Origin of the sequence: Thermosynechococcus sp. QKsg1, from assembly GCF_031586415.1 — a bacterium.
In the GTDB taxonomy this organism is placed as follows: Bacteria; Cyanobacteriota; Cyanobacteriia; order Thermosynechococcales; family Thermosynechococcaceae; genus Thermosynechococcus.
Window position 1 is genome coordinate 408,403 of record NZ_CP134200.1, and the last position, 13,454, is coordinate 421,856.

Sequence of the window (13,454 nt, forward strand, 5' to 3'; positions counted from 1 at the left end):
CGTATATTCTTCACTGTAAAACGCTGTGGCCAGAAAATCATCGGTGACTCAACGTACTTGTCCACTGTTGGTGGAGCGATCGCAATAGGGGCACATCGACATAGGTCGTCCAACCCACCTCACCGTGAATCACTTGAAAGGGGTAGTCGGGTTCCCCTAAGCAATCCAAGACAAGCGCTGCATCCCGAAAATCATGATCCTTGGTGTAGTCGGTGATCGTGATAATGGTCGCTAGGCGACTGGCGGTGGCTGCCTGAATCCCATTGGCGGAATCCTCAAAGGCAAGGCACTCTTGGGGCGAGAGGCGCATCTTTTCAAGGGTGTAGAAGTAAATATCGGGCGCAGGTTTCTTGGCGGGCACCACATCCCCAGCGGCAATCACCTCAAACCAACTGACGCCATCAGCAGCAAGGGCATTTTCAAGGAGTGCGGTGACATTGGCAGGGGTGGTTGTGGTGGCGATCGCTAAACGTAATCCTGCTTCACGGGCTTCAGTGAGCAGCCGTTTCACCCCCGGCCGCAGGGGAATCGCCCCTTCTGCCAATAGCTCCGTATAGTAGCGGGTCTTCGCCTTGTGCAGGTCGGCAATCAGGGCATCCAAATTTTGGGGACGTAGCCAATCGGGACGAAAGCGATCAAGGTAATACTTCATCCGCTCCTTACCCCCCGCCACCGCCAGCAGTTGACCATAGAGGGGAATATCCCACTCCCAATCTAGGCCTGCCGCAGCAAAGGCTTTATTGAAGGCAATGCGATGGCCGTCCCGCTCAGTGTCCGCTAAGGTGCCATCCACGTCAAAAATCAGGGCTTTGAGGTGAGCCATAGAGGGTTTTTACTCTACCCCTTTTAGGGGAAAACTTAATGGAATGACTGTAATTTTACCAGTCGTGCTCGCACTGCCTGATGATTGCCCACGGGTTCACGGAAGTGCCAAGTTTCCTCAGGACCAAGGCCATAAACCTGTACCGAAACGGCACCGACCCGCTGCCCGGCCTTGTCAAAGAGTTCAAAATCCGCCTGAATCATGCGAAAGTGCTCTTCACTGTAGTTTTTCAGAACGCCCACAATAAACGGTGCACCGCCCTCGAGGTGCCACTTAAAATCGGCCATGGTGACGCCTTGTTGCGCAAGGGTACCGCCAATCAACTGCTGCATGCGTTGCTGTTGCTGCCACTGACCGAGATGATAGCCAAAGATCACTAGTAAACTCACAACCCCAGCGGCGATCGCCACCACCCACGGAGCTGAGGAAGCATACACAGGGGCAGCTAGGGCTGGGTTGGGGGGGCGTAGATCAATCACCTCTTCCCAATCGGGTTTAGGCGACCCTTGAATGCGGCCAATAATTTTAATGCGGGCAATATCGTCGAGGTGAAACTGTCCCAAGCGGGATTTGAGGAGATCCACCAAGGCAGAATAGTGGGCAACGGTGCCGGGGGGCTTATTCAAAACAATGTTTAATTGGTTGCGAAACTGATTGACTTGAACCACAACGGCATGTTCTGAAAGAACGTCCTGAAGGATTTCACGAATTTGCTCAACTTGTAGTAGCCCCATGCCCGCAACCCCTACCTTGTGGCAACAGAATGACTGTTGGGCAACCTTTGCTTACTGATGGTAAATCTGCCATTCTATGTGCCAGTGTACACAAAGTCCCAGTGATACAAATCTGTGAATTTACGGTATTTTACAGGTGCGGTTCGCAGGCCGACAGCGATCGCAATGGCCACAACGCAATCCCCTTGCCTCAGTGGCAAAACCAAAGGCTTGGAGGAGAAACTGCCAGCGGCAGCCGCGGTGATAGAGAAACTCTTGCATCAACTGTTCTTGAGTGTCTTTGGGCGGCGGTGGCACCTGTGCTAAGGGTTGACGGCAATAGTGAAAAGGGTCTTGCCAGCGGAGTGCCCCCTGTTGATGCAGTAATGCTAGGGTCAATTCCACCTCAGGAAAGTGTTGTCGCAGTTGCGGAAGATTACCCCTGAGGGGCAGATGCGTCTGAAGTGCCATGGCGCGATTGTAAGTATCTTGACTTTGGCGCTGAAAAAAGTGCCAACGCTGTTGATCTTCGCAATCTAAACCCCAGCGATCGCTCACCAAGGCCAGTGCCTGTGCTGGTTGGCCATCTCGCCCAGCGCGTCCCACCTCTTGGAGGTATTCACTGAGTTGCAGGGGTGGCTGATAGTGGCAAATCCAACGCACATTGGGTTTATTCACCCCCATACCAAAGGCATTGGTACAGACCACAAAGGGCAGCTTATCCTGCAACCAATCGCTCTCGATTTGGCGTCGCTGTGCTGCCGGCAGTCCGCCATGGTAAGCGGTGGTGCGGTGCCCCTGCTCCTGAAGCCAAGTGGCAAGGGTTTCACAGTCGCGGCGGGTGCGGGCATAGATCAAGCCTGAGGTTCTGCCCTGCTGCTTGAGAAATTGCTGGAGGCAATGGCGGCGATACCCCCGACTCCACACAGAGCGTACGGCTAAATGGAGATTGGCACGATAGGGGCTGTGAATGATCTGCACAGGCTGCTCTAGACCTAAAACCTCAATGAGGGTGCGCTGGGTCTTGGGATCGGCAGTGGCAGTAAAGGTAGCGATCGCCAGCCGCGGGTGCAGTGGTTTACATTGGCGCAGGGCAGGCCGCACGGTTCCCAAGCGACGATAAACAGGTCGAAAGCGATCGCCCCACTGTACAAGGCAATGGGCTTCATCCACAATCAAGCCATTGAGTTGAATCGGTGCTGCACAGAGGTGCTGCCAAAGGGGGGTGGAAAATAGGGACTCCGGCGAAAGATACAGCAAACGGTAGTCCCTTAGGTGCGAGAGAATCTGGCGGCGTTGGCGGCTGGGCAGTTCACTATGATAGGCTGCGGCCGCCAGACCCCGTTGCCGCAATTCAGTGATCTGATTTTCCATGAGGGCAAGCAGCGGCGAGATCACTAGCGTCAATCCGCCCTGCAGCACTGCTGGCAACTGAAAACAGAGACTTTTGCCCGCTCCAGTAGGGAGGACAATTAAGGCATCCCGCCGTTGTAAGAGTGCCGTCATCACCTCTGCTTGAGGCGATCGCAACTCAGAATAGCCCCAGTATTGTTGTAGGGCGGCCTGTATGAGATCTATATCGGCATCCGGCATTGCACTGGCTTAAGCCTTGATGAGAAGTCTCAGCGTTGCAAAAAGCGGCACAGTCTTCTGGGAACAGCAAGAGGAGTGAATTTAGAATAATTTTAAGCAAGAAATCCTAGGATGCCTAAGACCCTTTAGGCCTATCACTGTTGCCGAAGTGTAAAACGCTTATGGAGATGAACCTATGGGCATGAAATTTGTGCCGCTGGTGTGCGTGGCAATGTTGGCAGCGGTGGTCGCTCCGGCAACTGCCCAAAGCCGCCGCCAACCCATCAATCCCCAACAATTTCCCATTAGCCAACCTACCCTACCCCAAGCTTTTGAGCGTATTGATGGCAGTCAGGGGTACTGGCAAGATGATTCGATCGCAGGAGATGCTGCTTTTACATTTGGCGCTCCCACTTTTCGCGATAATGATATCGTGAATCGAGGACGGCGGATCAACTACCTTTCCACCGATGCTTGGTACCAGCAAAGCAACCAACCACCGATTCGCACCCGCGATCTCGATAGCCCCTTCTGCACTTCAATGTATGGTACTCCCTTCCCCTGTAACTTGATGGTGGAGTCTCCCTTACCACCACCGCAACCGCCCTTCTTGACCCCCCCACCCCCCCCAGCGGTGATGCCAGCTCCGCCGGTACGTGCCCTGTATTAAACGCAGTGAACAACATGAAGGATTGGGGGCACTGCCCCCTTTTTTGGTGTTTAAGGGGCGATCGCCAAGGAAAAAACTATAGCATCCGCTATGCAGTTCTATTAAAATAGATTGCAGTGGTTAAAAAGCATTAATAAATGTTTTCTTTTTCTTAAAAGTGTTCCCACTGAACCATTAGCGAACTTTTATTTTTCTGATTACGAGCGATCGCAAAACTTATCGTATATTTCCTTTTACCTTCTTTTTATCTTGTTACCTGTTGAAGGACTAGCTCTTGCTCTCTTGAATCCTGTCAAATTCTCTCCTATAGAATGTATAAAACCCATCGCCTATTCAAGCTGCTATCAACGGTTCTTCTATTACACATACATCACTGATCTATAGGTTCTCCCTAATTATGCTTACCCATCAAGAACGGCTCTCAATTTTTATCGATGGGAATAATATGTTCTATGCCCAGCAGAAAAATGGCTGGTTTTTTGATCCCCGTCGTGTTCTCGAATTCTTCACCCGTGATCCCAACATTGTATTGGTGAATGCCTTTTGGTACACCGGCCTCAAGGACATGCAAGATCAGCGTTCGTTTCGCGATGCCCTCATTAACCTTGGCTATACCGTACGCACAAAACTGTTGAAGGAATATTACGACGAGACCCTAGGCAAGTATTACCAAAAGGCCAATTTAGACATTGAAATTGTGATTGATATGTTCAACACCGTCGGTCAGTACGATCGCGTGGTTCTCTTTAGTGGCGATGGCGATTTTGAGCGGGCGATCGAACTCCTGCGCTCCAAAAACACCCACATTACGGTTGTCTCCACCGAAGGCATGATTGCCCGTGAGCTGCGCAATGCCACCGATCGCTACATTGATTTGAACGAAATTCGGCCTTTTATTGAAAAAACTGACTCGCAAAATCCCAACTAAAAAGCGCATCCAGCGATCGCCAGATGCGCAAGCAAATGAAGTGTTTTCTTAAGATGCCTAGAACAGGCCGAGAGTCAGCGACTTATCCAAGGGGAAAGCAGCACCAATCCCCAGCCATAGCGTCACCAATGTGCCAAAGAGGAAGACCGTCATGGCCACAGGACGACGGAAAGGATTCTGGAACTTGTTGACACTTTCAATGAAAGGAATCAGCATCAAGCCCAAGGGAATGGAGGCATTCATGAGCACCCCCAGCAGCTTGTTGGGCACCACCCGGAAAATCTGGAAGGTGGGATAGAGGTACCACTCCGGCAAAATTTCCAAGGGGGTGGCAAAGGGATCCGCTGGCTCACCGACCATGGCAGGATCCATCACCGCTAGACCGATCACAAGGGCGATCGTGCCCATAATCACCACGGGGAAGATATAGAGCAGGTCATTGGGCCAAGCGGGTTCGCCATAGTAGTTGTGGCCCATGCCTTTTTTCAGTTTTGCCCGCAGCGCCGGATTCGTTAAATCAGGCTTTTTCAAAACTTTTGCCATAAATCAATCGTTCTCCTAGAGGGTCAGCAAGGGGGGAGATTACTTGGAGCATAACAAGGGAAACCGCCGAGAATAGCAGGCCCTGTTACATTTCTTGATGCTTGGCTTACAGGGGACCCGAAATGCCCTGCTTACGAATCATCAGGAAGTGCATCAGCATAAAGACGGCGATCGACCAAGGCAGCACAAAGGTGTGCAAGCTATAGAAGCGAGTGAGGGTCGCTTGACCGACACTTTCACCACCACGCATCAGTTCCACCAGTTGATCACCCACCACGGGAATTGCCGCAGGGATACCAGAAACGATTTTGACCGCCCAGTAGCCCACTTGATCCCAAGGCAGGGAGTAGCCCGTGACACCAAAGCTGACGGTAATCACCGCCAAGACCACACCCGTCACCCAAGTGAGTTCGCGGGGTTTCTTGAAGCCACCGGTAAGATAGACGCGGAAGACATGCAGAATCATCATCAAGACCATCATGCTGGCGGACCACTTGTGAATGGAGCGGATCAACCAGCCAAAGTTGACCTCATTCATGATGTACTGCACAGAGGCAAAGGCTTCAGCCACCGTCGGTTTGTAGTAAAACGTCATGGCAAAGCCCGTGGCAAATTGGATTAAAAAACAGGTGAGGGTAATGCCACCCAGACAGTAAAAAATGTTTACGTGGGGCGGTACATACTTGCTGGTGATGTCGTCAGCGATCGCCTGAATTTCGAGGCGTTCCTCAAACCAGTCGTAAACTTTGTTCATAACAGTGATTAGTCCTGCGAAACCGCTGCTTTACTTTGAAAAATGTAACATATGCCCTCTCAGACTTTCCATATTCAGTTGATTGCTGCCACCCACCGTCCGATAATAAAGTCTCAACAGCTTCAGGATGCTGACTTGGGGCTGTCTCCTCTGCTACCTTACTCACAACGACCGCTTGGGAGGCTTTGAGATGAATCTGTTGAAGAAACTCTTTGGTGCGATTTTTGGCCTATTGGGGGCGATCGCGAAACTCTTTGGTTTGGGCAAAAAGGGCGAGTTTTACATTGAATTAGATAAGAGCACGGCGGCCCCTGCCGCACCGCCAACCCCTACTAAAGTGGTAGAACCTGCCCCGACCCCTGAACCTGCTACTGCCCCTCAACCCGCTCAACCCGTTGCCACAGCTCCCGCAGCACCCACACCGACCCCTGTCACCCCCAGTGTTCCCTACACCCGGTTTGCGCGGCGTCGTCCCGGAGCCAATATGGCTGCCTTCTTGAATATGGCGCGGCAAGTTCGTCCCTCTACCTAGGACACCTCATCCACAGAGCATTGGATGCAAAGGGGCTGTTGATGTGGGAATGCCCCTTTTTTTGTGCAAGGTATCCTCTCTGCGCATTGCAAGATGCCCCCAGTTGCAGTAGGATGCTGGCAAATTACGAGGGTGTACAACTATGGGTCAAAAACCGTCAAGCGGATGGGCAGCCGCCAAGGTTTTTGCAGGCTTACTTCTCCTCTTTACCATTGGTGCCTGCGAGGCGGACACCACCACCACAACCCCAACGGGTGAGGGACTGCGCATTGGCTCATTATTGCCCTCAACCGGTGACTTAGCCTCCGTGGGAACCCCTATAGCTGAAGTTGTCCCCCTGCTGGTGGAAACGGTGAATGCCTGTGGTGGTGTTAATGGCCAGCCCGTTACGCTCATTGCTGCCGATGATCAATCCAATCCTGCCTCTGGGGCAGAAGCGATGACGAAGTTGGTGGAGATTGACCGAGTTGCCGGAGTCGTTGGTTCCTTTGGCAGTAGTGTCTCCAATGCCGCCGCCGATATTGCCACCCGGGGTCAAGTGATGCTAATTTCCCCCGGCAGTACGAGTACACTCCTGACTGAACGCGCCAAAAAAGGAGACTTTAACGGCTATTGGGCACGCACTGCTCCCCCCGACAATTACCAAGCCCAAGCCCTTGCCCAACTGGCCAAAGAACAGGGGTATCAACGAGTCGCCACTGTGGTGATCAACAATGACTATGGCCGCAGCTTTGAGCAGGAATTTACCCGCGCCTTCAAAGCCCTAGGGGGCACAGTGATCAATGAAGACCGCCCGACCCGTTATGATGAGCGGGCAACCACCTTCACGACAGAAGCTGCTGCTGCCTTTGGCGGCAAGCCCGATGCGGTAGTGGCGATTTTGTATCCCGAAACAGGGAGCTTGCTTTTGAAATCCGCTTTTGAGCAAGGTCTCACCCAAAACGTGGCCATTCTCCTCACCGATGGTGTCAAGTCCGAAAGTTTCCCTGAGCAAGTGGGCCGTACTCCCGATGGCAAATATATTATTGCCGGTGCCAAGGGAACGGTTCCCGGCGCCGATGGTCAAGCCCTGAGTCGCCTGCGAGAACTGTGGCGTGCTAAAAAAGGGAGCGATCTGCCGGCCTTTGGTGCCCAAGCTTGGGATGCCGCCGCGCTCCTTGTACTGGCTGCACAAGCCGCAGGACAAAATACGGGTGAAGGGATTCGCAGCAAAGTGCGAGAGGTGGCTAACCCTCCGGGCGAAGCAGTGGATGATGTGTGCGCTGCCCTAGCGCTGCTGCGGGAAGGCAAAGAAATTAACTACCAAGGCGCTAGTGGCAATGTCGATATTGATGAAAATGGCGATGTTGTGGGGGTGTACGACATTTGGCAGGTCACGGATGACGGTAAATTAAAGGTAATTGGTCAAGTGAATCCCCAAAAACCCTAGGCATGGCAAGCACCTTTTCCTTTGATATTGTGAGTGACTTTGACTGGCAGGAGCTGGTCAATGCAGTGGATCAAACGGAGCGAGAGATCAAAGCCCGCTATGACCTCAAGGATACCCAGACCACCCTTGAATTAACCAAAGAGGGACTGACGATTCACACCAATAGTGAATTTACGCTCAATTCAGTGCAAACGATTCTGCAACAGAAGGCGGCGAAGCGGCAGTTGTCTCTGAAAATTTTTGACTATGGGCCTGTGGAAGCAGCGGGTGGTCAACGGGTGAAACAACTGATCAAGTTGCGCCGTGGCATCCCTTCAGAACTGGCCAAGGAAATTAGCAAACTCATCCGCAATGAATTTAAGAAGGTGCAGGTCTCGATCCAAGGGGATGTGGTACGGGTCAGTGCCAAATCAAAGGATGATCTACAAGCGGTGATCCAACGCCTGAAAACTGAGGATTACCCCGTGCCATTACAATTTACAAATTACCGTTAGTGGTTCAAGGGTCATGTTGGGGTCTGTATCGCTGGGAACGTTGGGGTTAATTGTCGGTTCACTGCTGACGGTGGTGGGAGTGGTGGCCTATGCCACGGGGAATGCCACCTTGAATCTAGCGGGCTTTTTCTACGGTGTGCCCCTACTCTTGGGCGGCTTGGCACTCAAAGCGGCGGAACTCAAGCCGGTGCCCTATCGTGAAGCCCCGACCCCAGAGGCGATCGCTGGCCGTGCCCAAGCAACCCCCACCCAAACCCAAATCCGTAAGGATGTCACCCGCTATCGTTATGGCCAAGAAGCACACCTAGATAGCACATTGGCCACTTTAGGCTTGAGTCCCTCGGATGCTGAGCGTCCTGTCTTAGTGGCGATCGCCGAGACCTTAACGGACGGTGCCTATACATTAATTTTAGAATTTGACTCCCCGGCGGTTCCCCTTGAGGTGTGGCAATCGAAGCAAGCCAAGATGCAGACATTCTTTGGCCCCAATATTCGGGTAAGTATTATGGATCAGGGAAACAACCGTGTGGCGGTGGCACTCATGCGCGAGTAAGGCTGTGGTCAACCCTGTTCCAGTTGACTAAGATGATTGGTAAACCGTTTTGCCTTGAATTCAGGTGTTACGATAGCATCATCATTGCGGCATTCTAGCCTAAAGAGTAAGACTTTTTTGCAAGCAGTCTCCTCCTAACAACGCATTTTTGGAAACGGCGATTACGGCTATGGGTAAAGTCATTGGCATTGACCTTGGAACCACCAATAGTTGTGTGGCAGTCTTAGAAGGGGGGAATCCCGTCGTAATTCCCAGTGCAGAGGGCGGGCGCACCACCCCTAGTATTGTTGCCTTTGGCAAATCGGGCGAACGGTTGGTGGGTCAACTGGCGAAACGGCAAGCGGTCACCAATGCCGAGAACACGATTTTCAGTATCAAGCGGTTTATTGGTCGCCGCTGGGAGGAAACCGCTGAAGAACGGGCGCGCGTGCCCTATACCTGTGTGCCGGGTCGCGATGGCATGGTGGATGTGCAGATTCGCGATCGCACCTATACCCCCCAAGAAATTTCCGCCATGATCCTGCAAAAGCTGAAGCAGGATGCGGAAGCCTATCTGGGGGAACCCGTGACCCAAGCCGTCATTACTGTGCCAGCCTATTTTAGTGATGCGCAACGCCAAGCCACCAAAGATGCGGGGGCGATCGCCGGCCTTGAGGTAATGCGCATTATCAACGAGCCAACGGCAGCCTCCTTGGCCTACGGCATCGACAAGCAGGATCAAGATCAAACCATTTTGGTTTTTGACTTGGGCGGGGGCACCTTTGATGTCTCGATTCTGCAACTAGGGGATGGCGTCTTTGAGGTGCGCTCCACAGCGGGGAATAACCACCTAGGGGGCGATAATTTTGACGAATGTATTCTTGATTGGCTCTTGGCCTGTTTTAAGGAGCAGGAGGGGATCGATCTCTCGAAAGATAAAATGGCACTGCAACGCCTGCGGGAAGCCGCCGAAAAAGCCAAGGTTGAGCTGTCGGGAACCCTGAGCACTTCCATTAACCTGCCCTTCATTACGGCTGATGAAACGGGGCCTAAGCACCTTGAAATGGAACTCACCCGCAGTAAGTTTGAGGAACTCTGCGCCCACTTGGTTCAGGCCACCCTCGAACCCATGCAGCAGGCGATCGCCGATGCGGGTCTGACTGTTCAGGATATTGACCGCGTCTTACTCGTCGGTGGGTCTACTCGTATTCCTGCGATTCAGGAGTTAGTGAAGCAATTCTGTGGCAAAAATCCCGATCGCTCCGTCAACCCTGATGAAGCCGTTGCTGTCGGGGCAGCTATTCAAGGGGGCATTCTGGGCAAGGAAACAACGGTCAAAGATCTCCTGCTGCTGGATGTCACGCCCCTCTCTTTGGGGTTGGAAACCCTGGGCGGTGTCTTTACCAAAATTATCGAACGCAATACCACCCTCCCCACCAGTAAGACGCAGACCTTTTCCACGGCTACCGATGGCCAAACGGTCGTGGAAATTGCTGTCTATCAAGGGGAGCGCCCGATGGCAAAAGACAATAAACAACTGGCCTGCTTTGAACTCACCGGCATTACTCCCGCCCCTCGGGGTGTGCCGCAAATTGATGTCACATTTGATATTGATGCCAACGGTATCCTGAGTGTGTCTGCCGTCGATCGCGCCACCGGTCGCCAGCAAAGTGTGCGCATTACCAATCGCGGTGGCCTCAGCACTATGGAAATCGAGCGCATGCGCCAAGAGGCAACGATTTATGCCCAAGCCGACCAAATCAAGAAAGAGATTGCCGAATTGCGCAACCAAGCCGATGCCCTGCTGTACAGCTATGAATCAACCATCAAAAACCATGGCATCACATTAACTCCCGATCTACGGGCACGGATTGAGCCGGTGGTTCAGAGTATGCAGGCAGCAATGGTGGATGACAATATTACTCCCGATGAAATTCGCAAGCGGATGGAAGCCCTGCAGCAGGCCTTGGTGACCTTGGGAACGGTGGTGTATCAACAAACCGCAGGCGGTTCCATGATGACCTCAACCCCGACAATGGGGGGTGCTACGATTAGTTCCCAAGCCACTCAAGTTTTAGATAGTGAGGCCACAATAATCAGCGATAATGAAGAAACAGTTGTTTCAGATTATGAAGCGGTTGATTAATTTAGGTAACGGTGGCTATGGCTCGTGATTTCTATGACATCTTAGGTGTCTCACGCTCTGCGGATGCTGAAGAATTAAAACGAGCCTATCGGCGCTTGGCTCGCAAGTATCACCCCGATGTCAATAAAGAACCGGGCGCTGAAGAAAAGTTCAAGGAAATCAACCGCGCCTACGAGGTGCTCTCGGATCCCCAAGCGCGAGCCAACTACGATCGCTTTGGTGAAGCCGGGGTCAGTGGCGTCGGGGCTGCTGGCTTCAGTGACTTTGGCATTGGTGACATGGGCGGCTTCGCCGATATTTTTGAAACCTTCTTTGGGGGTGGATTTGGTGGATTTACCAGCAGTGGGCGGCGGTCACAGGGGCCAACCCGCGGTGAAGATCTGCGCTATGACCTCAAACTAGAATTTCGCGAAGCTGTTTTTGGCGGTGAGAAGGAAATTCGCATTAATCATTTGGAAACCTGTAAAACCTGTCAAGGCACAGGGGCCAAACCCGGCACACGGCCAGTCACTTGTAGTACCTGTGGTGGCATCGGTCAAGTGCGGCGATCGGCACGCACTCCCTTCGGCAGTTTTACCCAATTGACCACCTGTCCAACCTGTGGCGGTTCGGGGGAAGTGATTGAATCTCGCTGTGAGTCCTGTGGCGGCCAAGGCCACATCCAAGTCAGTAAAAAGCTGAAAATTACGATTCCTGCGGGGGTGGATAATGGCACCCGGCTGCGGGTCTCAGGGGAAGGGGATGCCGGTCTGCGCGGAGGCCCTCCCGGCGATCTCTACGTCTATCTTTTTGTCGAACCCGATCCCGAGTTTCAGCGCGAAGGCAACAACATCCTATCGCGGATTAAAATTAGCTACCTGCAAGCGATTCTGGGCTGTCGGATTCCCGTGAGTACCGTGGATGGCGAAGCAGAACTGAAGATTCCCGCAGGCACCCAACCCGGTACGGTGTTCATCCTAGAAGGCCGAGGCGTCCCCCGTGTGGGCAATCCTGTGGCGCGGGGCGATCACCTCATTACCGTTGATGTCGAAATTCCCACCCATATCACCCATGAAGAGCGAGAACTGCTGGAGAAATTGGCCAAGATTCGCGGCGAGCGTATGGGCAAAGGCGGTCTAGAGGGCTTCCTCGGCAGCTTGTTTGGTGGTTAGGGCGTGTTGCCTAAAATAGAAAAAACCGTTGGGGGCGCCGGCCATGCTGACTGAGGTTTTGACAGCACTGGATCAAGGAAATTTTCAACAGGCAGAAAAATTGCTGGCCACCTTGCCTCCTGAGGATCCCCGTGTCCTCCTGTGCCGAGGTCAACTCTATCTCAAGACAGAGCGGCTAGAGGAGGCGGAGTCAGACTTTCGCCAATTACTGCGGCTGAACTGTGGCCCCAAGCTGACGCAAATGGCTCGGCGTGGCCTCGAAAAAATTGAGCAAATTCGCCAACAGCAGCGGCAACAGGCCATTTTAGCAACCCATGCCGTGGTGGGAGTCGAGCAGCAGGGCGTTCTGGTTTTGGAGGGGGTGGCTGGCTCTGAGCAGCGGACGATCCTCGCCCGTCTTTTGGCCACCATGTTTAAGATTGACCCCTACACGGCGCGACTGTTGATTCCGTCGCGGGGCTGGCGTTTGATCCGCACGGGCAATTTTGCGGAACTCAGGGTCTATTGCCAAGAACTGAAACAGCAGGGGTTTACCCTCTTTTGTGTCCCCTTTGAGGCACTGACAGCCACACCCGTCTTGCAGGTGCGTTATTTTGTGGCCTTGGAGCCACAGCCGCGTGTGGTGTGTACCACTTCGCTCTCGCCAGAGCCAGTGGCGTTAACGTTTACTTGGTCGCAGGTGAGCCAGCGGGTAGAGGGGTTGCTGCCGATTTTTGAGCAGGTGTTCGATCGCGATCGCCAAGGAAAAGTTACCCGCAAAGAACAAATTCAGGATCATGCCCAGTGCTGTGATCTCCACCTCTTTCAGCAAAATCAAATCCTGCGCTTTTATCGCGGCGGTTACCAGTTTCACCAAGGGATTCCCCTCAATCAAGTGGCAGAGGTGATCCAGAGTGATTTGGATTTGGATCAAAATACCTCATGGGTGAAGTGGCGGCAGTTATCGAGTCTGTGGCAGCAGCACTGTGGCGATCGCCCCGTGTGGCAAGACTTTACCAGTTTTGCCGAAACCGCCTTGGACTTTACGGAACTCCTGAGTAAAATTCCCCCCCACATTAACCTCTTTCGCCGTGAGGAAAGTCCTTGGGATGCCGCCTTCATGCTCTACAGCAGTTTGGCCTTTCACCGTGACCGCAGTGGCAGCAACCGCTAAGCTAGAAACAGAAG

At 52.9% G+C, this 13,454-nt stretch carries 14 protein-coding genes; 9 read left to right on the forward strand and 5 right to left on the reverse strand.

All coding sequences use genetic code 11. The features are described from left to right. Window positions 1-37: 37 nt before the first annotated feature. The 3 genes from RHP47_RS02065 to RHP47_RS02075 form a co-directional block, all read right to left on the reverse strand. The gene (locus RHP47_RS02065) at window positions 38-823 is read right to left on the reverse strand and encodes an HAD family hydrolase (RefSeq protein ID WP_286626385.1); all 786 of its coding nucleotides are present in this window, start codon (window positions 821-823) and stop codon (window positions 38-40) included. 35 nt (window positions 824-858) lie between these two features. After that, window positions 859-1,557 carry an FxLYD domain-containing protein gene (locus RHP47_RS02070; RefSeq protein WP_190278163.1) on the reverse strand — a complete coding sequence of 233 codons (699 nt, stop codon included), beginning with the start codon at window positions 1,555-1,557 and terminating at the stop codon, window positions 859-861. A gap of 120 nt (window positions 1,558-1,677) precedes the next feature. Beyond that, entirely contained in the window at window positions 1,678-3,129 is a 1,452-nt protein-coding gene (locus tag RHP47_RS02075) for an ATP-dependent DNA helicase RecQ (RefSeq protein ID WP_286626386.1), read from the reverse strand. A gap of 175 nt (window positions 3,130-3,304) precedes the next feature. On the opposite strand from RHP47_RS02075, the gene RHP47_RS02080 reads away from it, so the two are divergent. Both RHP47_RS02080 and RHP47_RS02085 read left to right on the forward strand, forming a co-directional pair. Further along, window positions 3,305-3,778 carry a hypothetical protein gene (locus RHP47_RS02080; protein ID WP_149817717.1) on the forward strand — a complete coding sequence of 158 codons (474 nt, stop codon included), beginning with the start codon at window positions 3,305-3,307 and terminating at the stop codon, window positions 3,776-3,778. Window positions 3,779-4,175: 397 nt separating this feature from the next. Further along, window positions 4,176-4,706: an NYN domain-containing protein gene (locus RHP47_RS02085; protein WP_149817720.1), complete on the forward strand. Its 531-nt coding sequence runs from the start codon at window positions 4,176-4,178 to the stop codon at window positions 4,704-4,706. A gap of 57 nt (window positions 4,707-4,763) precedes the next feature. On the opposite strand, the gene petD is transcribed toward RHP47_RS02085, so the two are convergent. Further along, on the reverse strand, window positions 4,764-5,249 hold the full coding sequence (gene petD / locus RHP47_RS02090) for a cytochrome b6-f complex subunit IV (RefSeq protein WP_011056640.1): 486 nt from the start codon (window positions 5,247-5,249) through the stop codon (window positions 4,764-4,766). A 106-nt stretch (window positions 5,250-5,355) separates the two neighbouring features. Further along, window positions 5,356-6,003, reverse strand: coding sequence for a cytochrome b6 (gene petB, locus RHP47_RS02095; RefSeq protein WP_011056639.1), 648 nt, complete (start codon window positions 6,001-6,003; stop codon window positions 5,356-5,358). A 190-nt stretch (window positions 6,004-6,193) separates the two neighbouring features. On the opposite strand from petB, the gene RHP47_RS02100 reads away from it, so the two are divergent. From RHP47_RS02100 to RHP47_RS02130, 7 genes are all read left to right on the forward strand, one after another. Continuing rightward, a complete protein-coding gene (locus RHP47_RS02100; protein ID WP_190278164.1) occupies window positions 6,194-6,535 on the forward strand; it encodes a hypothetical protein in 342 nt (113 codons plus the stop codon). Between the two features lie 142 nt (window positions 6,536-6,677). Continuing rightward, a complete protein-coding gene (locus tag RHP47_RS02105; RefSeq protein WP_310840921.1) occupies window positions 6,678-7,964 on the forward strand; it encodes an ABC transporter substrate-binding protein in 1,287 nt (428 codons plus the stop codon). A 2-nt stretch (window positions 7,965-7,966) separates the two neighbouring features. Beyond that, window positions 7,967-8,458: a YajQ family cyclic di-GMP-binding protein gene (locus RHP47_RS02110; RefSeq protein ID WP_149817724.1), complete on the forward strand. Its 492-nt coding sequence runs from the start codon at window positions 7,967-7,969 to the stop codon at window positions 8,456-8,458. A gap of 13 nt (window positions 8,459-8,471) precedes the next feature. After that, on the forward strand, window positions 8,472-9,011 hold the full coding sequence (locus RHP47_RS02115) for a DUF2854 domain-containing protein (RefSeq protein ID WP_149817726.1): 540 nt from the start codon (window positions 8,472-8,474) through the stop codon (window positions 9,009-9,011). A gap of 169 nt (window positions 9,012-9,180) precedes the next feature. Then, window positions 9,181-11,136, forward strand: a complete 1,956-nt coding sequence (dnaK, locus tag RHP47_RS02120; RefSeq protein ID WP_286627154.1) for a molecular chaperone DnaK — start codon at window positions 9,181-9,183, stop codon at window positions 11,134-11,136. 17 nt (window positions 11,137-11,153) lie between these two features. Then, complete coding sequence (gene dnaJ / locus RHP47_RS02125) at window positions 11,154-12,287, forward strand: molecular chaperone DnaJ (RefSeq protein WP_286626392.1); 1,134 nt, start codon at window positions 11,154-11,156, stop codon at window positions 12,285-12,287. A 43-nt stretch (window positions 12,288-12,330) separates the two neighbouring features. Continuing rightward, complete coding sequence (locus tag RHP47_RS02130) at window positions 12,331-13,440, forward strand: M48 family metallopeptidase (RefSeq protein WP_286626393.1); 1,110 nt, start codon at window positions 12,331-12,333, stop codon at window positions 13,438-13,440. Window positions 13,441-13,454: the final 14 nt, after the last annotated feature.

What these genes read in the sequence shown, in the direction of transcription:
- RHP47_RS02075 (WP_286626386.1), bottom strand. Translation starts at nt 3,129, where the DNA reads ATGCCGGATGCCGATATAGATCTCATACAGGCCGCCCTACAACAATAC.
- RHP47_RS02085 (WP_149817720.1), top strand. Translation starts at nt 4,176, where the DNA reads ATGCTTACCCATCAAGAACGGCTCTCAATTTTTATCGATGGGAATAAT.
- RHP47_RS02080 (WP_149817717.1), top strand. Translation starts at nt 3,305, where the DNA reads ATGGGCATGAAATTTGTGCCGCTGGTGTGCGTGGCAATGTTGGCAGCG.
- RHP47_RS02070 (WP_190278163.1), bottom strand. Translation starts at nt 1,557, where the DNA reads ATGGGGCTACTACAAGTTGAGCAAATTCGTGAAATCCTTCAGGACGTT.
- petB (WP_011056639.1), bottom strand. Translation starts at nt 6,003, where the DNA reads ATGAACAAAGTTTACGACTGGTTTGAGGAACGCCTCGAAATTCAGGCG.
- dnaK (WP_286627154.1), top strand. Translation starts at nt 9,181, where the DNA reads ATGGGTAAAGTCATTGGCATTGACCTTGGAACCACCAATAGTTGTGTG.
- petD (WP_011056640.1), bottom strand. Translation starts at nt 5,249, where the DNA reads ATGGCAAAAGTTTTGAAAAAGCCTGATTTAACGAATCCGGCGCTGCGG.
- RHP47_RS02065 (WP_286626385.1), bottom strand. Translation starts at nt 823, where the DNA reads ATGGCTCACCTCAAAGCCCTGATTTTTGACGTGGATGGCACCTTAGCG.
- RHP47_RS02100 (WP_190278164.1), top strand. Translation starts at nt 6,194, where the DNA reads ATGAATCTGTTGAAGAAACTCTTTGGTGCGATTTTTGGCCTATTGGGG.
- RHP47_RS02115 (WP_149817726.1), top strand. Translation starts at nt 8,472, where the DNA reads ATGTTGGGGTCTGTATCGCTGGGAACGTTGGGGTTAATTGTCGGTTCA.
- dnaJ (WP_286626392.1), top strand. Translation starts at nt 11,154, where the DNA reads ATGGCTCGTGATTTCTATGACATCTTAGGTGTCTCACGCTCTGCGGAT.
- RHP47_RS02110 (WP_149817724.1), top strand. Translation starts at nt 7,967, where the DNA reads ATGGCAAGCACCTTTTCCTTTGATATTGTGAGTGACTTTGACTGGCAG.
- RHP47_RS02105 (WP_310840921.1), top strand. Translation starts at nt 6,678, where the DNA reads ATGGGTCAAAAACCGTCAAGCGGATGGGCAGCCGCCAAGGTTTTTGCA.
- RHP47_RS02130 (WP_286626393.1), top strand. Translation starts at nt 12,331, where the DNA reads ATGCTGACTGAGGTTTTGACAGCACTGGATCAAGGAAATTTTCAACAG.